The sequence below is a fragment of the Paraburkholderia ribeironis genome, from assembly GCF_900019265.1.
Lineage (GTDB): Bacteria > Pseudomonadota > Gammaproteobacteria > Burkholderiales > Burkholderiaceae > Paraburkholderia > Paraburkholderia ribeironis.
In genome coordinates this window covers 1-20,823 of the sequence record NZ_CYGX02000049.1, presented here as the reverse complement: position 1 = coordinate 20,823, position 20,823 = coordinate 1, and the positions used below count along the sequence as shown (strand labels likewise).

19 protein-coding genes are annotated in these 20,823 nt (G+C 63.8%); 8 read left to right on the top strand and 11 right to left on the bottom strand.

Annotation, left to right across the window (positions count from 1 at the left end; all coding sequences use genetic code 11):
* Position 1 precedes the first annotated feature (1 nt).
* Genes BN2475_RS22335 through BN2475_RS22330 form a run of 3 tightly spaced genes read left to right on the top strand, consistent with a single transcriptional unit; the run spans position 2 to position 1,601 of the window.
* Positions 2 to 406 (top strand): response regulator, encoded by a 405-nt coding sequence (locus BN2475_RS22335; protein ID WP_245841482.1) that lies wholly within the window; start codon positions 2 to 4, stop codon positions 404 to 406.
* Positions 406 to 594, top strand: a complete 189-nt coding sequence (locus BN2475_RS35690; protein WP_245841479.1) for an ATP-binding protein — start codon at positions 406 to 408, stop codon at positions 592 to 594. The genes BN2475_RS22335 and BN2475_RS35690 overlap by 1 nt, the downstream gene beginning before the upstream one ends.
* Positions 591 to 1,601, top strand: coding sequence for a response regulator (locus tag BN2475_RS22330; protein WP_094781680.1), 1,011 nt, complete (start codon positions 591 to 593; stop codon positions 1,599 to 1,601). The genes BN2475_RS35690 and BN2475_RS22330 overlap by 4 nt, the downstream gene beginning before the upstream one ends.
* Positions 1,602 to 1,618: 17 nt before the next feature.
* Here BN2475_RS22330 and BN2475_RS22325 read toward each other — a convergent pair whose 3' ends face one another.
* The 9 genes from BN2475_RS22325 to BN2475_RS22285 all read right to left on the bottom strand — a co-directional run bounded on the left by BN2475_RS22325 (position 1,619) and on the right by BN2475_RS22285 (position 12,974).
* Positions 1,619 to 2,656, bottom strand: coding sequence for a GSU2403 family nucleotidyltransferase fold protein (locus tag BN2475_RS22325; protein ID WP_094781679.1), 1,038 nt, complete (start codon positions 2,654 to 2,656; stop codon positions 1,619 to 1,621).
* A gap of 300 nt (positions 2,657 to 2,956) precedes the next feature.
* Positions 2,957 to 3,778, bottom strand: a complete 822-nt coding sequence (locus BN2475_RS22320; RefSeq protein WP_094781678.1) for an alpha/beta hydrolase — start codon at positions 3,776 to 3,778, stop codon at positions 2,957 to 2,959.
* A gap of 60 nt (positions 3,779 to 3,838) precedes the next feature.
* Positions 3,839 to 4,639 carry a 5-deoxy-glucuronate isomerase gene (gene iolB, locus BN2475_RS22315; protein WP_094781677.1) on the bottom strand — a complete coding sequence of 267 codons (801 nt, stop codon included), beginning with the start codon at positions 4,637 to 4,639 and terminating at the stop codon, positions 3,839 to 3,841.
* On the bottom strand, positions 4,636 to 5,562 hold the full coding sequence (iolE, locus tag BN2475_RS22310; RefSeq protein WP_094781676.1) for a myo-inosose-2 dehydratase: 927 nt from the start codon (positions 5,560 to 5,562) through the stop codon (positions 4,636 to 4,638). Before iolE ends, iolB begins: the two co-directional genes overlap by 4 nt.
* Positions 5,563 to 5,572: 10 nt before the next feature.
* The gene (iolD, locus tag BN2475_RS22305; RefSeq protein ID WP_425435558.1) at positions 5,573 to 7,558 is read right to left on the bottom strand and encodes a 3D-(3,5/4)-trihydroxycyclohexane-1,2-dione acylhydrolase (decyclizing); all 1,986 of its coding nucleotides are present in this window, start codon (positions 7,556 to 7,558) and stop codon (positions 5,573 to 5,575) included.
* Positions 7,559 to 7,570: 12 nt separating this feature from the next.
* Positions 7,571 to 9,622, bottom strand: a complete 2,052-nt coding sequence (locus BN2475_RS22300) for a bifunctional 5-dehydro-2-deoxygluconokinase/5-dehydro-2-deoxyphosphogluconate aldolase (protein WP_094781674.1) — start codon at positions 9,620 to 9,622, stop codon at positions 7,571 to 7,573.
* A 66-nt stretch (positions 9,623 to 9,688) separates the two neighbouring features.
* On the bottom strand, positions 9,689 to 10,495 hold the full coding sequence (locus BN2475_RS22295; RefSeq protein WP_094781673.1) for an ATP-binding cassette domain-containing protein: 807 nt from the start codon (positions 10,493 to 10,495) through the stop codon (positions 9,689 to 9,691).
* A 24-nt stretch (positions 10,496 to 10,519) separates the two neighbouring features.
* Positions 10,520 to 11,704, bottom strand: a complete 1,185-nt coding sequence (locus BN2475_RS22290) for an ABC transporter permease (RefSeq protein ID WP_094781726.1) — start codon at positions 11,702 to 11,704, stop codon at positions 10,520 to 10,522.
* A gap of 223 nt (positions 11,705 to 11,927) precedes the next feature.
* Positions 11,928 to 12,974, bottom strand: a complete 1,047-nt coding sequence (locus tag BN2475_RS22285) for a sugar ABC transporter substrate-binding protein (RefSeq protein ID WP_094781672.1) — start codon at positions 12,972 to 12,974, stop codon at positions 11,928 to 11,930.
* A gap of 277 nt (positions 12,975 to 13,251) precedes the next feature.
* Here BN2475_RS22285 and BN2475_RS22280 point away from each other — a divergent pair, with 277 nt between their 5' ends.
* The 4 genes from BN2475_RS22280 (at position 13,252) to BN2475_RS22265 (ending at position 16,540) form a co-directional block, all read left to right on the top strand.
* Positions 13,252 to 14,133 (top strand): MurR/RpiR family transcriptional regulator, encoded by an 882-nt coding sequence (locus tag BN2475_RS22280; RefSeq protein WP_094781671.1) that lies wholly within the window; start codon positions 13,252 to 13,254, stop codon positions 14,131 to 14,133.
* Positions 14,126 to 15,142 (top strand): inositol 2-dehydrogenase, encoded by a 1,017-nt coding sequence (iolG, locus tag BN2475_RS22275; RefSeq protein WP_094781670.1) that lies wholly within the window; start codon positions 14,126 to 14,128, stop codon positions 15,140 to 15,142. The genes BN2475_RS22280 and iolG overlap by 8 nt, the downstream gene beginning before the upstream one ends.
* On the top strand, positions 15,142 to 16,176 hold the full coding sequence (locus BN2475_RS22270; protein ID WP_094781669.1) for a Gfo/Idh/MocA family oxidoreductase: 1,035 nt from the start codon (positions 15,142 to 15,144) through the stop codon (positions 16,174 to 16,176). Before iolG ends, BN2475_RS22270 begins: the two co-directional genes overlap by 1 nt.
* A 136-nt stretch (positions 16,177 to 16,312) precedes the next feature.
* Positions 16,313 to 16,540, top strand: coding sequence for a sulfurtransferase TusA family protein (locus BN2475_RS22265; protein WP_075301700.1), 228 nt, complete (start codon positions 16,313 to 16,315; stop codon positions 16,538 to 16,540).
* Positions 16,541 to 16,679: 139 nt separating this feature from the next.
* Here BN2475_RS22265 and galU read toward each other — a convergent pair whose 3' ends face one another.
* Positions 16,680 to 17,561: a UTP--glucose-1-phosphate uridylyltransferase GalU gene (gene galU / locus BN2475_RS22260; protein WP_094781668.1), complete on the bottom strand. Its 882-nt coding sequence runs from the start codon at positions 17,559 to 17,561 to the stop codon at positions 16,680 to 16,682.
* Between the two features lie 73 nt (positions 17,562 to 17,634).
* Positions 17,635 to 20,514, bottom strand: coding sequence for a valine--tRNA ligase (locus BN2475_RS22255; RefSeq protein WP_094781667.1), 2,880 nt, complete (start codon positions 20,512 to 20,514; stop codon positions 17,635 to 17,637).
* Here BN2475_RS22255 and BN2475_RS35045 point away from each other — a divergent pair.
* Positions 20,513 to 20,823, top strand: a 311-nt coding sequence (locus BN2475_RS35045) for a hypothetical protein (RefSeq protein WP_218023713.1), incomplete at its 3' end; no start/stop codon positions are given. The genes BN2475_RS22255 and BN2475_RS35045 overlap by 2 nt on opposite strands.

Here is a 20,823-nt window from a genome sequence, read left to right as displayed (position 1 = left end):
AATGAGAGAGACCCAGCAAGCGCGGCAGACTGTCGTCTATGTCGATGATGAGGAGTTGGCCCGCAAATACTTTGCGCGCTCGGCCGGCAGCGACTATGAGGTGCTGCTCGCCGGCGGCGCGGACGAGGCCATGTCGATCCTGCGCCGCGAAGGTGCACGGGTGGCGATCCTGGTGACCGACTTCCGCATGCCGGGCCGGCACGGCGACGACCTGCTGCGGCAGGTGTCTCAGGAGTATCCGCATATCGTGCGGATCCTGGTGACAGCCTACGCGGACAACAACGCGCTGCCGGGAGCGGTCAATGCTGGCGAGGTGTTTCGAATCCTGGAGAAACCGCTAGGCGTGGGCACGGTCCGCGCGGTGCTGGCATCAGCGACAACGGCCCCGGTGTTGCGCCCGAGGTGATGCAGCGCCTGCTGGTCGACACAGTTATCACGAACGCCGGCGTTAGCGGCTTCGGCATGATTTTCTGCAACCGCGTCATGCAGTCCTTTGGCGAGAGTATCAGGATCGCGTCCGCGTCCGGCGCCGGCATGACCGTGACGCTGGAATTCCCAAATTTCAAGGATCGAATGCACAGGAGTTACCAATGAGCAATACGAGCGCCGACCAGACGCCGCCCCCGGCGATTCTGTTCGTTGATGACGAAGCCACCGCGGTCAAATACTTCGAGCGCGCCATCGGCTCGATCGCGCCGGTGGTAACGGGCGCCTCCGTGGAGGACGGCAAGGCAATGCTGGATGCCCACGCCGCCAGCCTGGCCGTGCTGGTGTCCGACCAGCGCATGCCGGGCGAATATGGCAACGAACTTCTGCGCTATGCGCGCGAACGCTATCCCCACATCGTCCGGATTCTGACGACCGCGTATTCGGAGCTGGACCAGACCGTCGAGGCCGTGAATCAAGGCCAGATACATCGCTATATCAAGAAGCCGTGGGACATCACCGCGCTGCGCATGGAGATGAGGCAGGCGCTGGAGCTGTCGGGACTGCGCAAGGAACGCGACCAACTCGTGCGCGAGAAGCTGGGCGTGCTGCAGACGCAGACCGTGGCCACCCGCATCGGCATAGTGCACACGCTGTGCGCCAGCCTGATCGGCCCGGGCCGCTTCCAGCCGGTGGAAACCTACCTGGCCGGCACCGAACTGGCTGGTATGCGCAATGCGGAGCCGGACTGGCAACGGATGGACTACGCCGACCTGGTGGGTGCCGAGAGCGAATGCAGCGGCAGCTTCGGCCACGCGGTCAGCACGCGCCTGGCGGAGCTGCGTACGCGGAATGCGGGACGCAGCGCTGCCGATGCGGTGCAGATCTTCACTGACGTCCTCGGCGCCACAGTACGCGGCGGTGGCGATGCGCTGATCTGGACTTCGCCGACCACGCTGAGCGAGTTCCTCACCCGGCCGGTGGGTCAGGCCGTATCGGCCGAGCACGCCGCCTGGCTGGCCTGCCTGCTGTGGCTGGAAGAAGCCGGCGGCGCGCTGCAGTTTGTGCGTGAAGGTGACACCATCGCCTGCCGCGCCGGCACACGCACTGCCAGTTTTGCGGCCGACCGCCTGGCAGTCTGGATCGAGCGGTTCTCGGAACCGGCGTTCGACTAGGCGAAGGAGAACCCAGGCTACGCGAGGGCGCCTAAATCAGCCAGAAAATCTCGGGCGCGTTCCGACAAGCCCGGAGCAAGGTTCAGGGCCTGGGCAGCCGCCATGGCAACCCGGGGGCGCGCGCTCTTCTCCAGGTCGTTGGTGGCTGTCGTCAACCAGTCCGGAAATTTCTCTGTGAGCGCGTCAATCAACACAGCGGCTTGCCGTCGGTCCTTGTCTGCCTTGAGTGCGCGCGATGGGTCGCGAAGCGTGCTGACGACAAGCTTGTGAAGAGCGAATCTCGCGGGGTCCGGCAGCATCACCGGGACCACGTGTTCCTTGCCAAGGATAAAGCCGCGCGCCGGGTTTGATACCAGATACCTGAAGTATGGAAGCCCTGTCGCGTGTGCGCGCAACTGGGGCAAGGCCTTCGTCTCGTACGCCTCGGTACCCGGCACGAGCAAGTCCACCTTGAGGGGTTGTCCGCGAGCCTTGAACGAGGTTGACGGCTTTCGCGAGTCCAGTTCCGGCACCTCGATAAAGGGAATACCGCTGTCACGCAGGATGTCGAGAAAGCTGCGGTCTTCCGGGATAGCCACCGAAATGGTCCCCGTGCTGCCGATGTCGATATCCTCAGTCCTGTAGTTCGCAGGCAGACGAACGCCGAGGCTGTTCAGGAGCCCACCGAATGCGTGGGAGCCGACGAGCACTCCGCCGTGGCTGAAGATGCCGGCGTTAAAGAGCGTTGCGAGAGTCAGCGCCGAAGAATTGTCGGCAGCAGCAAAGCTCGCCTTGCGCAGAACCTGGACGTCGGCGGCAAGCACGCGCATCTCCGCGCTCCCGAGTAGTCTCGCCTCGAGCGCAGCGTTGGTAGCGGGCTCTCCCGCTCGGCCCAGTGAGGTTTCCTTGTGCTTTCCTGAGGCCAGATAAACCCGCCAGTAGGTGTACGTTTTCCCGTCAACGGTCTTCTGCGCAGCGGAGCCCGGAGAATGCAGCGGGATGTGACGTTGTACGCTGGCGCGCTCGGTGATAGAGGAATACAGCGTTTGCAGTGCGTCGTTGTGGAAGCTGGCCATAGCTAGCGACTCCTTATACCCTACAATTTCATGTTAGGGTATAAAAAGAGATGCGTCAAACTTATACCTTAATATTTCATTGCGAGGGATAATTGCACTGAGAGCAAGCGGGGGAAGTTCGCGCGCAGCCCGAGGCGCTCGTCAGCAACGTCGCGATGCGGTTGCTGCTGCCTCTCCTCCTGACCAGAGACATTCGTCCGATCGGCTACCGGGACACTCCTATGGCGCCTTCGCTTTCGACACCGGCCACCGGCTGGGCGAAAGCCGCAGTCTTTCTGCGCCGATTATCGAAGCGGATCTTTAATGCGCGTCGATGAAGGCGATGACGTCGGCCAGAACCGGTGAGGCCGTATTCTGCACCGCCGAAAACGACTCGATGATTGTATCGTGGCCGTAACCCGGATATTTTTTCAGTTCGACGGCGTCGCGATGCGCGCGCAGCGCGTCTGCAAAACGATCACTGTTATGCGGATCGACATCGGTATCCGCCGTGCCGGCGGCGAGCAACATCGGTGGCTCGTTTCCCGTGACGAACGCGATGGGCAGCGCCCGCTGGCGCAGGGCCGCCGGAAAGATCCTGTCCATGTGAGGGTCGCTCGTCGGAATTGCGGCGTATGGACCCGCGAGTCCGATCATCCCGGACAGCGAGGTGTTCGACATGCCGTGCGCGGCCAGATAGCGCGGATCGGTCGCGAGCATCGCCGCCATATGCGCGCCGGAAGAATGTCCCATCACGAAAATGCGTCCGCTGTCGCCGCCGAATTCGCGCACATGATCGCGCGTCCAGCGCACGGCGGCAGCAGGGTCGTCGAGAAAGCCCGGGAAGACGGTCTCCGGATAGATGCGGTAATCTGGCGCGATCGTTACGATGCCTCGCGCGGCGAGCGCTTGCGCGACTCCTCGCGACAGCGAGCGATGACCACTTTGCCAGCCTCCGCCGTAGAAATACACGACGACGGGGTGGTTCGTGCGGGTGCGGGACTCGGGCGCATATACGTCTAGCCGCTGACGCGACGCCTTGCCATAGGCGATGCCGCCCGGGCGCGCCCGATACGCGACTATGCCGGCTGCGCATGCGGCCAGTGACAGTGAAATGAACCTTCGTCTCGCTATTGCACGCATGTTGTTATCGACCCCCGATTGTTATTGTCGCGAACGCTCGAATCCCTGCAGGATGTGTCGTCAGGCATCCTTATTAATGATCCATTCGTGCGCCGGGTCATTGCGGAAATGCCAGACCCGTTGCGCGCCCGCCATCACGTTCAGATAGTACGAGTCATACCCGTACGGCACGACCACCGGATGATAGCCGCGCGGCACCATCACGACGTCGTGATTCTCCACGGCCATCGACTCGTCGATGTCGCGCGTATCCGTGTACACGCGCTGGAACGCGAAACCTTGCGGCGGATTGAGTCGGTGATAGTAAGTCTCCTCCAGCGCGCTCTCGTGCGGCACGTTGTCGGTGTCGTGCTTGTGCGGCGGATAACTCGAAGCATGTCCGCCAGGCGTTCTAACCTCAACCACCAGCAGCGATTCGGCGGGTTCGGTCTGCGCAAGAATATCGCAGACGTAGCGCGTATTTAGCCCTTTGCCGCGCGTCGAGCGCTTCATCGTGGCCGGTTCGATCAGACGTGCCGGATACTCGCCTTTGGCCGGCGCGCTCGCCACGCCGAGCTCCGCATCGCGGCAAGCGCGCACCGTCGCGCGCACGTTGGGCGGCAGATACACCGCATACGGGGCGGCGTCCTCGAACACGCTGTCGCGTGAACCCAGCGAGGTCCAGCGGGCGTCGGCGGTTTCGACATCCACCGTGCCGGTGAGCACGACGATGCATACCTCGCGCGACGGCTCGAACACGTGCACGACTTCGCTCGTGCCCAGCCGGTACGCGGCGAATCCCACATAGCGCCAGCATGCCGACTGCGGCGTCACTCGCGCGATCGTCTGGCCTTCGCGCTGCGCCTTCACCAATAGACTCATACTGCCTCCTGCACGTTACGGTCCGCGGTGTCGGGCGGTGCATCGACCAACGACCGCAAAGTCATGAAGCCTTTCTGCGCATACTCGAACGACGGCGCCACCACCGGGTCCTGTTCCGCTTCGACCACCAGCCAGCCGCGATAGCCATGCCGCTTCAGGCGGGCGATCAGCGCCGGAAAATCGACCGCGCCGTCACCGGGCACCGTGAAGGCGCCGGCGATCACCGCATCGAGAAAGCTCCAGTTGCGGTTGCGCGCCAGTTTCATCACGACGGGGCGAACGTCCTTGCAATGCACGTGGCACACACGCGCGATATGTTTGTCGAGCACCGCCAGCGGATCGCCGCCGGCGAATGTGATGTGCCCGGCGTCGAACAGCAGGCCGACGGCGTCGGTGGTGCGCGCCATCAGTTGATCGACGTCGGCCGGCGTTTCGACGTAAGCGCCCATATGGTGATGATACGCAAGCCGCACGCCGTGGCTTCGCGTATAACGCGCGAATTCGTCGACACGCGCCGCGTATGCGGCCCATTGGGCGTCGCTGAAAAAGCGCGGTCGTTGATAGAGCGGCTGCGGCGCGCCCTGAATCGAATCGGCGACTTCGCCATAGACCATCACCGTCGCGCCGTTTTGCGCGAGCAGTTCGAGATGCGGGCCGACCGACGCGATCTCCTCTTCGACGCTGCGCCGCGCGAGGCGTCCCGAATACCAGCCGGACACCAGCGCGAGATCGTATTGCGCGAGCAGCGTCTTCAATGCCTGCGGCTCGCGCGGAAATTTGTTGCCGAGTTCGAAGCCCTCGTAGCCGATCTTGCGACCCTCCGTCAGCGCCACGTCGAGCGGCGTCTCGCCACCCAGCGACGGCAGATCGTCGTTCATCCATGACAACGGGTTGATGCCGATACGTACGTCGAAAGCAGTCATGCGAGCATCCTCATTCGTTGTCGGTGCGGGCGGCGTGCGTGGGGTGGGCGACATGGCCGGTGTCATTGCCCGAAGACGCTGCCGGATCGGCGCGCGCCGCGAGCTGCGCATCGTATTTCGCGCGTGCGGCGCGCACCGTGTCGCGCGTGGAAACTTCGGGCACCGCGACTTCCCACCACCAGCCGCCGTCGTCGGTGGTGCGGGCCGGGTCGGTGTCGATGCTGATGACGTAGGTGCGATCGGCCGCGCGTGCGCGCTGCAACGCGGCTTCGAGTCCCGCGATATGGTCGACGTGCTCGGCCTGTGCGCCAAGCGAGCGCGCGTGCGCGGCAAAATCGATGCGCGGCGCGCCGGTGGGCGCTTGCACGCAGTCGTCGAGCAGGTTGTTGAACGGCGCGCCGCCGCAGGCCTGCTGCAGGCGGTTGATGCAGCCAAAGCCGCGGTTGTCGAGCACCACGACGATCAGCTTGGCGCCGAGCATCACCGAGGTCGCGATCTCGCTGTTCATCATCAGATAACTGCCGTCGCCGACCATCACGATCACCTCACGCGTGGGCCGCGCAAGTTTCACGCCGAGTCCGCCGGCAATCTCGTAGCCCATGCACGAATAGCCGTACTCGACGTGATAGGCCCCAGGTCTGCCAGCGCGCCACAGCTTGTGCAATTCGGCGGGCAACGTGCCGGCCGCGCACACGACGATGTCGTCCGTCGCGGAATGCGCGCTGGAACGCTGCACCGCGCCGATCACGTCGCCCTCGTAAGGCAGCACGGCATCGCGTTGCGGCGCATGCGTGAGCGTGTTCACCGTATCGCGCCAGCCGGCCGCGAGCTTGTGCGCGCGTGCGGTCCATGGGCGGTCCGCATGCCATCCATGCAGCGGCTCGGCGAGTGCATCGAGCGCGAGCCGCGCGTCCGCTTCGACGACCAGCGCACGATGCTTGAGACCGTCGAACGCGTTCGCGTTGATCGCAACCACGTCGGCCTGCGTGAACAGCGTGTTCGAACCGGTGGTGAAGTCCTGCAGGCGCGTGCCGATTGCCAGCACGCAGTCGGCGTCGTGCGCGAGCGCGTTCGCCGCGGGCGAGCCCGTCACGCCCAACGCACCGGCGTTCAGCGGATCGTTCCACGCGAGCGAACTCTTGCCGGCCTGGGTCTCCGCGACCGGCACGCCGTGCGTGGTCGCGAAGCGGTGCAAGGCATCGGTGGCGCGCCCATAGAGCACGCCGCCGCCCGCGACGATCAGCGGCCGCTTCGCGTGCCGCAAGCGCGCGCAGGCGGCGTCGATCTCGTCGACACGCGGCGCGGGCGTATGAAACCGCACGACGCGCGGCGTAAAGAAATCCACCGGGAAATCCCATGCATGCGCTTGCACGTCCTGCGGCAACGCGAGCGTGACTGGCCCGCACAACGCGGCGTCGGTCAGCACGCGCACGGCGCGCGGCAACGCGCTCAGCAATTGCGCCGGATGAACGATGCGATCGAAGTAGCGCGAGACAGGTTTGAACGCGTCATTGGCGGACACGCCGCCATCGTTGAAATCCTCGAGCTGTTGCAGCACCGGATCGGGCGCACGCGACACGAAGATGTCGCCCGGCAGCAGCAGCACCGGCAGACGGTTCACATGCGCGAGCGCCGCCGCCGTCAGCAGATTCGTGGCGCCGGGTCCGATCGACGTCGTGACGGCCATCATGCGGCGGCGCAAATGCGCCTTTGCGTACGCAATCGCGCTATGCGCCATCGCCTGCTCGTTATGGGCGCGCAAAGTGGGCAGTTCGTCGCGATGCTGGTACAGGGCTTCGCCCATGCCCGCCACGTTGCCGTGGCCGAAGATCGCGAACACGCCGCCGAACAGCGGCTCAGTGCCGTTGCCGTCTTCGGTCGCCACACGTTGCGCGGCGATATAGCGCACCAGCGCCTGGGCGGTGGTCAGGCGGACAGTGCCGGCTGTTGTGCGCGCTGGGGTGGCGTCGTCGGCGGACGGCGCACTGTGATGCATGATGTGCATGATTCATGCCGCCTGCTCCTGATGAACATTGCTCGACCCGCCGGATTGCGCGGTACTCGCGCCACGCGCTGCGTGCCACGAAGCAATCAGCGTTTCGAAGGTATGGCGCACGCGTGCGATCAGTTCGTCGTCGCCGATTTCGCCGGCCAGCCACGCATGGCTCGGCTCGTGGAAGATCGTGCGGCCCACCGTGAAGCCGCGGCACGTGGCCGATTGCGCGGCCGCACGAAAACCCTCGGCCAGTTGCTCGACGCCGGCCGACAAACCGAGCAGCACCACGCCGCGGCAATAGGGATCACGTTCGGCGATCAGCGCATCGATAGCCTGCCATTGCGCCGCGTTCATCGGTTCGAGCTTCCACCACTCGGGATAGATGCCGATGTTGTACAGGCGCTTCAACGCGCGATAGACGACGTCCGGCGCTTGCGACAGATGCGCGTGCTTCGGCGGAATCACTTCGAGCAGCAGTTCATGGCCGCTTGCCTGCGTCGCGTCGTATAGCGCACGCAACTGGGCTTCCTGTTCGAGTCGTTGTTCGATGGGTTCGTCGGGATGGAACTGCACGAGGCACTTGACCACATGTTCGAGCGGCCACGCGATCAGCGACGTGCCGATCGAGCGGCCATGATCGAACACCAGCGGCACCGAGCCCGGCAACTCGACCGGGCGGCCGACCCACCAGCCGCGGCCGGTGGCGGCGTTCAGCGCATCCTGGCCGTAGCGGTCATCGATCAGTACACCGATGCGATTTTGCAAGCCCAACGCGCTTTCGGTCTGCGCGACGGCTTCGACGAACAGGCCTTTCAGGCGCGCGATGCGGGCTTCGTCGGCGCCGGTTTGCTGCGCGAGTTCGAAGAACTGGTTGCGATGGTCGAACGCGAAGCCGAGCACTTCGCGCCATGATTTGCGGGCCGGCGAGACGCGATGCAGTCGCGCGAGCGTCGCGTCGCGATCCGGGCGGCGCATCCGTTGTGGATCGGCTTGCGCTTCGCGCAGGAAGTAGTCGAGCTCGGCCGAGGTCGGCATGGCCGGCGCGCAACCGTGCCGCGACACCACCAGCGCGCCGCTCGCGTTCGCGGCACGCGCGCACGCTTCGAGCGGCTGATCGCGCAGCCATCCGGACAGAAAGCCCGACGCGAACGCGTCGCCCGCGCCGAGCACGTTCAGCACCTCGACCTGCACGCCGCCGTGAATCGGGATGTCGTCGAGCGAGGCAGGCACCTTGCCGTCGATGATCTGGCAGCCCAGCGGTCCGCGCTTGAGGACCAGCGTGGCCGGCGTCACGGCGCGCACCATCGTGAGCGCGTCGAGCAGCTCGGTCTTGCCGCCGGCGATGCGGAACTCTTCTTCAGTGCCGATCACCAGATCGAACCACGGCAGGATGCGCTGCAAATGCGCGCTGACGCCTTCGCTCGCGACGAAGCGGGTCTCGCCGTCCGCTTTGCCCGTGAGTCCCCACAACACCGGCCGATAGTCGATGTCGAGCACGGTGCGCACCTGATTGCCGCGTGCGTAGTCGAGCGCGCGGCGGCTCGTGCGATTCACCTGCTCGGTGGAGAAGTGCGTGCCGGTGATCAGCAGCGCTTTGGCCGACGCAATGAATGCCTCGTCGAAATCGGCTTCGTCGATCGCCATATCCGCGCAGTTTTCACGGTAGAAGATCAGCGGGAACGTGTCGCGGTCTTTCAGGCCGAGCAGCACCAGCGCGGTCAGCCGTTGCTGGTCGACCCGCACGTGGCTGACGTCGCAACCTTCGCGGGTCAGCGTTTCGGTGAGAAAGCGCCCCATGTGGTCGTTGCCGACCCGCGTGAGCATCGCCGACGCGAGCCCGAGCCGCGCACAGCCGAACGCGATGTTCGCCGACGAACCGCCGAGATACTTCGCGAAGCTCGACACGTCTTCGAGCCGCGCGCCGACCTGCTGCGCGTACAGATCGACGGCGAGGCGGCCGAGGCAGATGATGTCGCGGTTGCGGCCCGGCGCGAAGCGGCCGCCGGTCGCAAAACCCGACGCGGGGACCGGCGGAGTGTCGCTGGAGGTGCTGGAATGATCCATGAATAGTCCTGAATAGCTGGGCGCGGTCGCCGGCTACGCAAGCGCCGGCGCTTCCGCGCGAATCGGTCAGATCGTCGCGCCTTCGAGTTCGCCGATCATCTTCTGCATCTCGGCGCCGCCGGCCATCATGTCGAGCACCTGATCCTTGCTGATGGTCTCCTTGGTGAATGTGCCCATGGACCTGCCGCGATTGAGCAGCGTGAACGAATCGCCGATCGGATACGCGTGGTGCACGTTGTGCGTGATGAAAATCACCGAGATGCCTTTGGCGCGCGCCTTGTGGATCAGCTTCAGCACGTTGAAGCTCTGCTTCACGCCGAGCGCGGCGGTCGGTTCGTCGAGAATCAGCACACGCGCGCCGAAGTGGATTGCCCGCGCGATCGCGAGACACTGCCGCTCGCCGCCGGACATCGTGCCGATCGGCTGATGCGGGTCGCGCACGTTGATGCCCATTTCGGCGAGCTTGTCGCGCGAGGTAGTCGCGCACTGATCGATATCCATCACGTTGATGAAGCCGAACAGCTTCTTTTGCGGTTCGCGTCCCATGAAGAAATTGCGCGCGACGGACAGCAGCGGCACCAGCGCCAGATCCTGGTAGACGGTCGCGATGCCGAGATCGAGCGCGTCCTTGGGCGACGTGAAGTGCACGGGCTTGCCGTCTACCCGGTAGATGCCTTCGCTCGGCTGGTGCACGCCCGCGAGCGTCTTGATCAGGGTCGACTTGCCGGCGCCGTTGTCGCCGAGCAGGCAATGCACTTCGCCGCGTTTGAGGCGGATCGTGACGTCCTTGAGCGCAATGATGTTGCCGAAATAACGGCTGACGTTTTCGAGCGACAGGATGTAGTCGCCTTCGGTCTGTTCGGGAGCGGTCATCATGAACTCCTTGTACTCCTTGCCTTAGCGGGATGCCGCGACGCGGCTGCGCACGTAGTGGTTGAACAGCACGGCGAACAGCAGCATGACGCCAAGGAACACCCGGAACCAGTCCGAATCCACATTGGTGTAGGTGATGCCGATCTGCACCACGCCGAAGATCAGCGCGCCAAAGCATGCGCCGACCACCGAGCCATAGCCGCCGGTGAGGAGCGTGCCGCCGATCACCGCGGCGATGATCGCTTCGAATTCCGCCTGCAGACCGCGGTCGGCCGCGGCCGAACCGATGTCGCACACTTGCAGCACCGCATACAGGCACGCGCAGAACGCGGTCAGCACGAACAGCGAGATCTTCACGCGCCGCACGGGCACGCCGACGTTCTTGGCCGCGTTGGCGTCGCCGCCGACGGCGAAGATCCAGTTGCCGAAGCGGGTTCTCGCCAGCGTGAAGCCGCAGACGATGGCGAGCGCGAGCCACCACAGCAGCACCTTGGGAATACCCGGGACGAGCGGCAGGCCGTTGTCGAGCATTTTCACCACACCGATGTGGCCGAGCCAGACGAACAGACCCCGGAACGCGACCCCCTGGAACAGCGTGTGGGCCAGCCAGTCATGCCGCGCGACGTCGCCGACGCCGGAGATGATCGTGCGATCGGCGAACATCACCGAGAGCGCCAGCGTGAGTCCGCGCAGGATGAACAGGAACGCGAGCGTGACGATGAACGACGGCAGCCGCGTACGCATCACGAGATAGCCGTTGAGTGCGCCGAGCAGCATCGAGCCGACGAACGCGAACACGATGGCAAGCCAGATCGGCCAGTGGAAATACATGGTCGGCAGCGCGACCATCATGCCGGCAAAGCCGATCATCGAGCCGATCGACAGATCGAATTCGCCGGCGATCATCAGCACGCACGCGCCGACCGAGATCAGACCCAGATAGGCCGCGACCTGCGACCAGTTCATCACGCCGTCGAGGTTGAACATCCCGGAGTTGCCGGCCGTCACGCCGAACACGATGAACACCATGGCGGTGCCCGCCAACGCCGCGAATTCCGGGCGATTGAGCAGATGCCGGAACCACGATTCCCGGCGCACGCGCTCGTCGTCGGCAACGGACGGCGCGGCCGCAGCCGGTCCAGACGGATTCTGCGGATCGGACGGTGGCTGCTTGCGTTGATGGGGATGGAAGAGGTCGGCGACACCCATTGAAGCTCTCCTTGATACGTCGGCGGGCGACTGGTCGATGCAAACCCGCGAGGCGCGCAGTGCGTTCAAACGCGCGTGAATGGTCGCAAAAAGCTGCGCGTAAAAGAGCTGCGCGTAAAAGGCGGCGAACGGGCGAGTGCCGGCCACGCCAGATGCGTCTGGCCGGTCCCCGCCTGCCTGATGCGTGCGACCGTGGCGGCCGCGCCGTCAGGCGCCACGCTACCTACCGGTACTGGCCTGCGTACTTGAGCACCTTGTCGACATTGGCCTTCGTGATGAAGCCCGGGCCCGAGCCGATATTGCGCGGCCCATAAGACGGTGCGAGCCCGTAGGTGGCAAGCCGTTCCTTGAACTTCGGATTGGCCTGCAGGATCTCGCGGATTTTTGCCGGATCGGTCGTCTTGTTCTTTTTTGCAATGGCCAGCACGGCGACCGGGATATAGCCCTGCAAGTACGGTTGCTGGTCGATCGCGAACTGGATCGTGCCGTCCTGGATGCCCTTCGCGATGTCGCTGTCGAAGTCGAACGTGGCGAACCAGATCTTGCCCGCGAGGCCCATCTGCTGCAGCGCCTTGAGCGTCGGATCGGCCGACAGCGGACCGAGCGTGAGCACCGCCTGGGTGTCCGGATGATTGCGCAGAAAGGCGCTCACCTTGGACTGCACGCCCGTCGGGTCCTGGCCTGCGTCGAGCGTCGACGTCTTGAAGTCGACGCCGATCGCTTCGGCAAAGCCGCGGCAGCGTTCGAACGAAGCCGGGTTGGTTGCATAGTGGTTCACGCACAGGAACGACTTGATGCCCGCCGCCTTGGCCTTCTCGCCCGCTGCCTTGCCCGCGGCAAATTCAGGTTGTCCGACATGCATGATCGCGCCGAGTTTCGCGCTTTGTTCCTCGGTGCCGGAATTGATCGTGACGAGCGGAATGTGTTTCTCGGTGACCTTGCCGATCGAATTCTTCAGCACATCGAAGTCGGCGATCGAGACGATCACGCCGTCGTAGTTGCGCGCGGCGGCCTGTTCGACCAGACGCGCCATGTCGGCGATGTCGCCGTTCGGCGGATTGCGGTAGTCGGTCTCGACGTTGAAGTCCTCGTCGGCCTGTTTGATCGCGTTCTTGATGGTGTTCCACCACGAATCCGAATCCGGCGCGTGGCTGATCAGCACGAAGTGAGCGTCAGCCGCGCGGGCGGCCGAAGCCGCGCCGAATCCCATCGCCAACGTCAATGCCGTCACCAGAATGCTGAGCGTGGCCTTGCCCTTGCAAAGTCTCATTGTCTCCACCTTTCTCGGTCTGTCGTTATTGAGGGGAGCGGCGGGCGGGGCGGCTTCCGACTGCCTACTTGCCGGCGCAGGTCCGCCGCAGCACCATCGCTCACGACCAAGATTAGGTCATCTTCCAACGTGTTGCAATGAAAATTTCATGGCAAATAAAAATGGAAAATACGTTCCATTTGGCACGGAGCCTGCCTATAATTCGCAGCGTCGGCACGCCGTGCGGCGAGCTCCGGCAGCGGTTGCCGCACTGCAATACAGCATCTGAGAGAAAACCATGGCGGAAGAGAGCACTGAAGCATTGCCGAGCGTCGACGAATTGATGCAGCGCATTGCGGAAAACTACGACGCGTTGCCGCGTCAGCTGAAGAATGTCGCGACCTATATCGAACAGCACCGTTCGAGCGTGATGGTGGATCGCACCAGCGACATCGCCGCGAGCTGCGGCGTGCATCCGTCCGCCGTGGTGCGGTTTGCGCAGCGCTTCGGCTTTTCCGGGTTCTCCGATCTGCAGGCGGTGTTTCGTCAGGCTTATACGGGGCAGGGCGCGTCGTCGCCGAGTTACCAGCAGAGGATTCGTAAGCTGATCGACGAGAAGCCCGGCGCGTTGTCCGGCGGCGCGGTGGCGCGCGAGTTCATCGCGGCGTCGCGCGGCGGTCTCGAAGAGCTCGAAGCAGGACTCGACGACAAGCAGTTCGACGCCGCCGTGAAGATGCTGCAGCAGGCCGACAACATCTATGTGATCGGCGTGCGGCGCTCGTTTCCGGTGGCGAGCTACATCGTCTATGCGTTGCAGCACACGCCCAAGCGCGTGCATCTGGTGTCCGGTTTCGGCGGCATGTACCGCGAGCAGATTCGCAGTGTGAAGAAGGGCGACGTGGTGATTGCGATCAGCTTCGCGCCGTACGGCAAGGAAACCCAGTATTGCCTGCGCGTCGCGCATCATCATCAGGCGAAAACACTGGTTATTACGGACAGCCAACTATCTCCGCTGGCGCGCTACGCGACCACGCAGCTGTATGTGAAAGAGGGCAGCGCGTTCGCGTTCCGCTCGCTGACCAGCACGATCTGCTTGTGCCAGGCGTTATTCATCGCGCTCGCGTACAAGCTCGAATTGAACGTTGAAGAATCCAAGGACACCGGAGGATACGATGACTGACGCGATAAAGACGATCGACGTGGCGGTATTCGGTGCGGGACGCATCGGCAAGATTCATGCGGCGAATCTGGCGCGCCAACCTGGTGTGCGGTTGAAGTACGTGGTCGACGTGAATCGCGAGGCCGCCGCCGCGCTTGCCGCCGAGCATGGCGCGCAGGTCGCGGATATCGACGGCGCGATGGGCGACGCGACGATCGGCGCGACCGTGATCTGTTCGAGCACGGACACGCATGCGGACCTGATCGTCAAGTCGGCCGCGCAGAAGAAACACGTGTTCTGCGAGAAGCCGGTCGATCTGACGCTGGAGCGCGCGCGCGTTTGCGCCGACGCGGTGCAACGCGCGGGCGTGGTCTGCATGATCGGCTTTCAGCGCCGCTTCGATCCGACCTTCTCCGCGTTGAAGGCGCGTATCGACGCGGGCGAGATCGGCACGCCGGAAATGCTGGTGGTGACGAGCCGCGATCCGGGTGCGCCGCCGGTCGAGTACATCCGGCACTCGGGCGGTATCTTCAAGGACATGCTGATTCACGACTTCGATATCTTCCGCTGGATTCTCGACGACGAAGCCGACACGCTGCACGCGACCGGCAGTTGTCTGAGCGACCCGACGATCGCCGATGCGGGCGATATCGATTCGACCGCAGTGACGATCCGCACGAAGGGCGGACGCCTGTGCCAGATCAACACGGCGCGCCGCGCTGCGTACGGCTACGACCAGCGTTTCGAAGTGCTCGGCAGCACTGGCATGCTGCAGGCGGGCAATGTGCGGCCGACCGAAGTCACTGCGTATTCGAAAACCGAAGTGTCGACCGACGTGCCCGAAGCGTTCTTTCTCGAACGCTATCGCGCAGCCTACGCGCTGGAAATTGCGCATTTCTTCGATGCGGTAACGCGCGGCAAGCCGGTGCGCACGACGGTAGCCGACGGGCTGAAAGCGCTCGAACTCGCGGACGCCGCGACCCGTTCGTGGCGCGAAGGCCGCGTGGTCAAACTCGGTGAGGCATCCTGATGAAAACGGCTATCGCACCGCTTCGCATCGGCGTGGTTGGCCTGGGCCGGCTCGGCAAACGGCACGCGGAGAATCTCGCGTATCGCGTGCCGGGTGCGGCGTTGGTCGCGGCCTGCAGTCCGCTGGAAGATGAGTTGTGCTGGGCGCGCGATGCATTGCCCGAGCCGCGTCTGTACCGCGATTACGCAGAGCTGCTCGCCGATGCCGGGGTCGACGCTGTGTGGCTCGTCACGCCGTCGTCGCTGCACGCGCAGCAGATCGTCGACGCGTTGCGCGCCGGCAAGCACGTGTTCTGCGAGAAGCCTTTGTCGCTCGATCTCGCCGAATGCGAGCGCGTGCTGGCCGAAGCCGCGCGCTATCCGCATCTGCAGGCGACCATCGGCTTCATGCGGCGTTTCGATCCGAGCTACAAGGATGCATTCGACAGGATCGCAGCAGGCCAGATCGGCCGGCCGTTCCTCGTGCGCTCGCAGACCACGGACAAGAACGATACCGACGGGTTCTTCGTGCGCTTCGCGGCAAGCTCCGGCGGCATCTTTCTCGACTGCACCGTGCACGATATCGACGTTGCCCGCTGGCTGCTCGGCAAGCCGCGCGCAACGCGCGTGTTCGCGGCGGGCGCGGTCGCGCTGCACGACGGTCTGCGCGAATTCGGCGACGTCGATAACGGCGTCGCGATCTGCGAGTTCGAAGGCGGCAAGCTCGCGATGTTCTACGCGTCGCGCACCCAGGCGCACGGCAACGATACGCACAGCGAAGTAATCGGCACGGCCGGCGCGCTCACGATCGGCCGCAATCCGCGCGCAAATCGCGTCGAGATATACGACGCCAGCGGGATTCGCAACGAATGCACGCCGAACTTCTTCGAGCGCTTCGAAGAGGCGTTTCTGCATGAGGCGCGCACCTTCGTCGCGGCGGTGCAGAGCGGCGCGGCGGCGCAGGCGGGCGCGACGCTCGCCGACGCCCTCGAGGCGACGCGCATCGGCGTCGCGTTGCGGCAGTCGCTGCAAAGCGGCCAGGCGGTGACGCTGTAGCGGCGCGCGGGCCATTGCGCGCGCAACTCGCTGCGTCAGCGTCACGCCCGGCGGTTGTGCGCCGCCTGCGGTAAAATCTGACCTTCTGTCCGGCGTCGCGAACGACGCCTCGTCCCGAAGGTCATCGCCGATGCAAATTCAGATTCACAAGGAAGTCGATGCGCGCGGGCTGATGTGCCCGCTGCCCATTTTGCGCGCCAAGAAGGCGCTCGCCGACATGGAAAGCGGCCAGATTCTCAAGGTGCTGGCGACCGATCCCGGCTCGCAGCGCGATTTCGCCGCGTTTGCGAAGCAGACCGGCAACGAGATCGTCGAAAGCTCGGCGCAGGACAAGGTGTTCACGTTCCTGATGAGGCGCCGCTAGTGCGTTAGTCGGCGGCGCCACTACCCGGCGCGCGTCCCATGTCCTGGACAAAACCAAAGGCGCTGTGCCCGCGAATGCGGGACACAGCGCCTTTTTCATTGCAGCCCGATGCGGCCGGAAGCCGGAAATGCGCGGCCGTTCAACCTTCCAGAACCGGCGAACGGGTGCGCAGATACTCTTCGAAATCGGCGGCCACTTCCGGATGACGTAGCGCGAACTCGACCGTCGCCTTCAGATAACCCAGCTTGCTGCCGCAGTCGAAACGCGTGCCGTGATACTTGTACGCGAGCACCTGTTCGTCGGCGAGCAGCGACTGGATCGCGTCCGTCAGTTGCAATTCGCCGCCTGCGCCCGGCTTGATCGAGCGGATGTGATCGAAGATGCGCGGCTTGAGCACGTAGCGGCCCACCACGCCGAGATTCGACGGCGCCACGTTCGGCTCCGGCTTTTCGACGATGCCCGACATCTTGATGATCGAATCTTCCCACTCCTTGCCGTCGACGATACCGTACGACTTCGTTTCCTGCGGCGGAATCTCTTCGACGCCGATCACCGAGCTGTGATAGTGGTCGAACACCTCGATCATCTGCGTCATCACGGGCGGCTTGCCGTACAGCAGGTCGTCCGCGAGAATCACGGCGAACGGGTTGTCGCCCACCAGCTTTTCCGCGCACAGCACCGCATGGCCGAGACCCAGCGCTTCGGGCTGACGCACGTAGAAGCAATCCACGTGGCTCGGCTTGATGCTGCGCACGAGCTCGAGCAGTTTGTCCTTGCCGCGCGCTTCCAGTTCGGCTTCGATCTCATAGGACTTGTCGAAGTGATCTTCGATGGCGCGCTTGCTGCGCCCCGTGACGAAGATCATTTCGGTAATGCCGGCCGCCATCGCTTCTTCGACCGCGTATTGAATCAACGGCTTGTCGACGATCGGCAGCATCTCTTTCGGGCTCGCCTTCGTGGCAGGGAGGAACCGGGTGCCCAGACCTGCTACCGGAAAAACCGCCTTTGTAACTTTTAGCATTTGATTACCCTGAGTCCTCTGGTTTAGCTATCAGTCCTTGCCCGCCTTCGCAGCGGCGGGCAAGGACCGTTGATCAGGCCGGCAAGCGGGCCAGCTGGGCTTTCAGTTTGCCCACCGTAGCCTCGAAATCGACCAGTCTTTTCTGCTCCTGTTCAACGACTGCCGGCGGCGCCTTGGCAACGAAGCTTTCATTCTGCAGCTTGCCGTTGCACTTGATGATTTCGGTGCTCAACCGGGCAATCTCCTTCGATAACCGTTCGCGCTCGACCGCGACATCGATCTCCACCTTCAGCACGAGCTTGTCATTCCCGACAATAGCAATTGGCGCGCCATCAGCCTGCGCGTCGAGCGCTGCCTCGTCGGCAATGATCTGCACTTCCGACAAACGCGCGAGCGCCTGAGCGTACGGCGCAAACGTGCGCAGGCGTTGCGCATTGCCGGTAGCGAGCAACGGCACCTTGACCGCCGGCGACAGATTCATTTCGCCGCGCAGATTCCGGCACGCATCGATCACTGCTTTCAGTTCGGCTGCCCATTGCTCCGCATCGTCGTCGATCTTCGACGGCTCGGCAAGAGGATAGGGCTGCACCATGATAGACGCTTCGCCCTCGACTTTGCCTTCGGGATAACGCGCGGCCAGCGGTGCCACCTTCTGCCACAGCGCTTCGGTGATGAACGGAATCACCGGATGCGCGAGGCGCAATACCGTCTCGAGCACGCGCAGCAGCGTGCGGCGCGTGGCGCGCTGCTGGTTCGGCTGACCCGTCTGGATCTGCACCTTGGCGAGTTCGAGATACCAGTCACAGTATTCGTCCCATACGAACTTGTATAGGGCGTTGGCCACATTATCAAAGCGATAGTCGGAAAATCCCTTGGCGATTTCCGCCTCGACGCGTTGCAGTTGCGACACGATCCAGCGGTCGGCCGAGGAGAAATTCAGGTGGCCGTCCGGCCCGCATTCGCCGCACTGCTCCGGCTTGCCGAAGCCGCAATCGTGGCCTTCGCAGTTCATCAGCACGAAACGCGTGGCGTTCCACAGCTTGTTGCAGAAGTTGCGATAGCCTTCGCAGCGTGCCAGATCGAAGTTGACGTTGCGACCGAGCGTGGCCATCGAGGCCATCGTGAAGCGCAGCGCGTCGGTGCCGAACGCCGGGATGCCGTCGGGGAATTCCTTGCGGGTTTTCTTTTCGATCGACGCGGCCTGCTTCGGATTCATCAGCCCGGTGGTGCGTTTGGCGACCAGCGAATCGAGGCCGATGCCATCGACGATATCGATCGGGTCGAGCGTGTTGCCCTTGCTCTTCGACATCTTCTGGCCCTCGGCGTCGCGCACGAGACCATGCACGTACACCGTATCGAACGGCACCTTGCCGGTGAAGTGCGTGGTCATCATGACCATGCGCGCGACCCAGAAGAAGATGATGTCGAAGCCTGTGACCAGCACCGACGACGGCATGAAGTGCTCGAGCTCCGGCGTTTCGTTCGGCCAGCCGAGCGACGAGAACGGCACCAGCGCGGATGAGAACCACGTGTCGAGCACGTCTTCGTCGCGCTTCAACGCGCCTGTATAGCCGGCCGCGGCGGCCTTGGCGCGTGCGTCCTCCGCGGTCTTCGCGACGAAGATTTCGCCGTTCTCGCCGTACCATGCGGGAATCTGATGGCCCCACCACAGTTGGCGCGAGATGCACCAGTCCTGGATGTTCTCGAGCCACTGGTAATACGTGGTGGTCCAGTTTTCCGGCACGAACTTGATCTGGCCGTTGCGAACCACGTCCAGCGCGGTTTCGGCGATCGATTTGCCCGGATTGAAGGTGCCTTGCGGAGCCGGTTTGCTCATCGCGACGAACCACTGGTCGGTCAGCATCGGCTCGATCACGACGCCGGTGCGGTCACCGCGCGGCACCATCAGCCTGTGCGGCTTGACCGATTCGAGTGCGCCGAGCGCTTCGAGGTCGGCCACCACGAGCTTGCGGGCGTCGAAACGGTCGAGGCCGCGGTATCTTTCCGGCGCGTTGCCGTTGATCTGCGCGTCGAGCGTGAGGATTTCGATTTGCGGCAGCTGGTGGCGCAAGCCGACCTGATAGTCGTTGAAGTCGTGCGCGGGCGTGACCTTCACGACGCCGGTGCCGAACTCGCGGTCGACGTAGTCGTCGGCGATGATCGGCACTTCGCGGCCCGACAGCGGCAGCGTGACGGTTTTGCCGATCAGGTGTGCGTAACGCTCGTCTTCCGGATGAACCATCACCGCGGTGTCGCCGAGCATGGTTTCCGGGCGCGTGGTGGCGACCGTGAGATGGCCCGAACCGTCGGTGAGCGGATACTGGATGTGCCACAGGTGGCCGTTTTCTTCTTCGCTGACCACTTCGAGATCGGAGACCGCGGTGAGCAATACCGGGTCCCAATTGACGAGGCGCTTGCCGCGATAGATCAGGCCCTGTTCGTACAGTCGCACGAACACATCGCGCACGGCGGCCGACATCTTGTCGTCCATCGTGAAGTATTCACGCGACCAGTCGATCGATGCGCCCAGACGGCGCACCTGGCTGGTGATGCTCGAACCGGACTGCTGCTTCCATTCCCACACGCGCTCGACGAACTTCTCGCGGCCGAGGTCGTGGCGCGATACGCCTTGCGCGTCCAGTTGCCGTTCGACGACGATTTGCGTGGCGATCCCCGCGTGGTCCGTGCCCGGCACCCACAGCGTGTTTTCGCCGAGCATGCGGTGATAGCGGGTGAGGCCGTCCATGATGGTCTGGTTGAACGCGTGGCCCATATGCAGGGTGCCCGTGACGTTCGGCGGCGGCAGCTGGATCGAGAAATCCTTGCGATTCGCGTCGAAGGAGGGCGCCGCGTAGGCGCGCTTTTCCCATTCCGGGCCCCAGTGGGCTTCGATGTTGTGGGGTTCGAAGCTTTTGGCAAGTGTTGAGGTGGTGTCGCTCGGGGTGTCGCTCATGTGTCGATCGGCTGGTAAATGCAAAGAATGCCTGATTATAAGCGGCGTGCGGTGGGGAGGGATTTCTGGTCTTGTTCTGTTCTTTTTCTGTTCTGGTTTTGGTAGGGTTAAGGTTGGCTTTTTTTGGTTTGCTTGTGGTGTTGGCCTTTCCTTGATTTGCTTGTGGTCTATTGGCGTTGCCCCTGTGCGGGGCGGGCACCTACTTTCTTTGCATGCCGCAAAGAAAGTAGGCAAAGAAAGCGGCTTCAAACCGCTAATTCTTAAGCGGGTCCCCTGGCTTGGAGGGGATAGTGGCGCGATTAACGAACG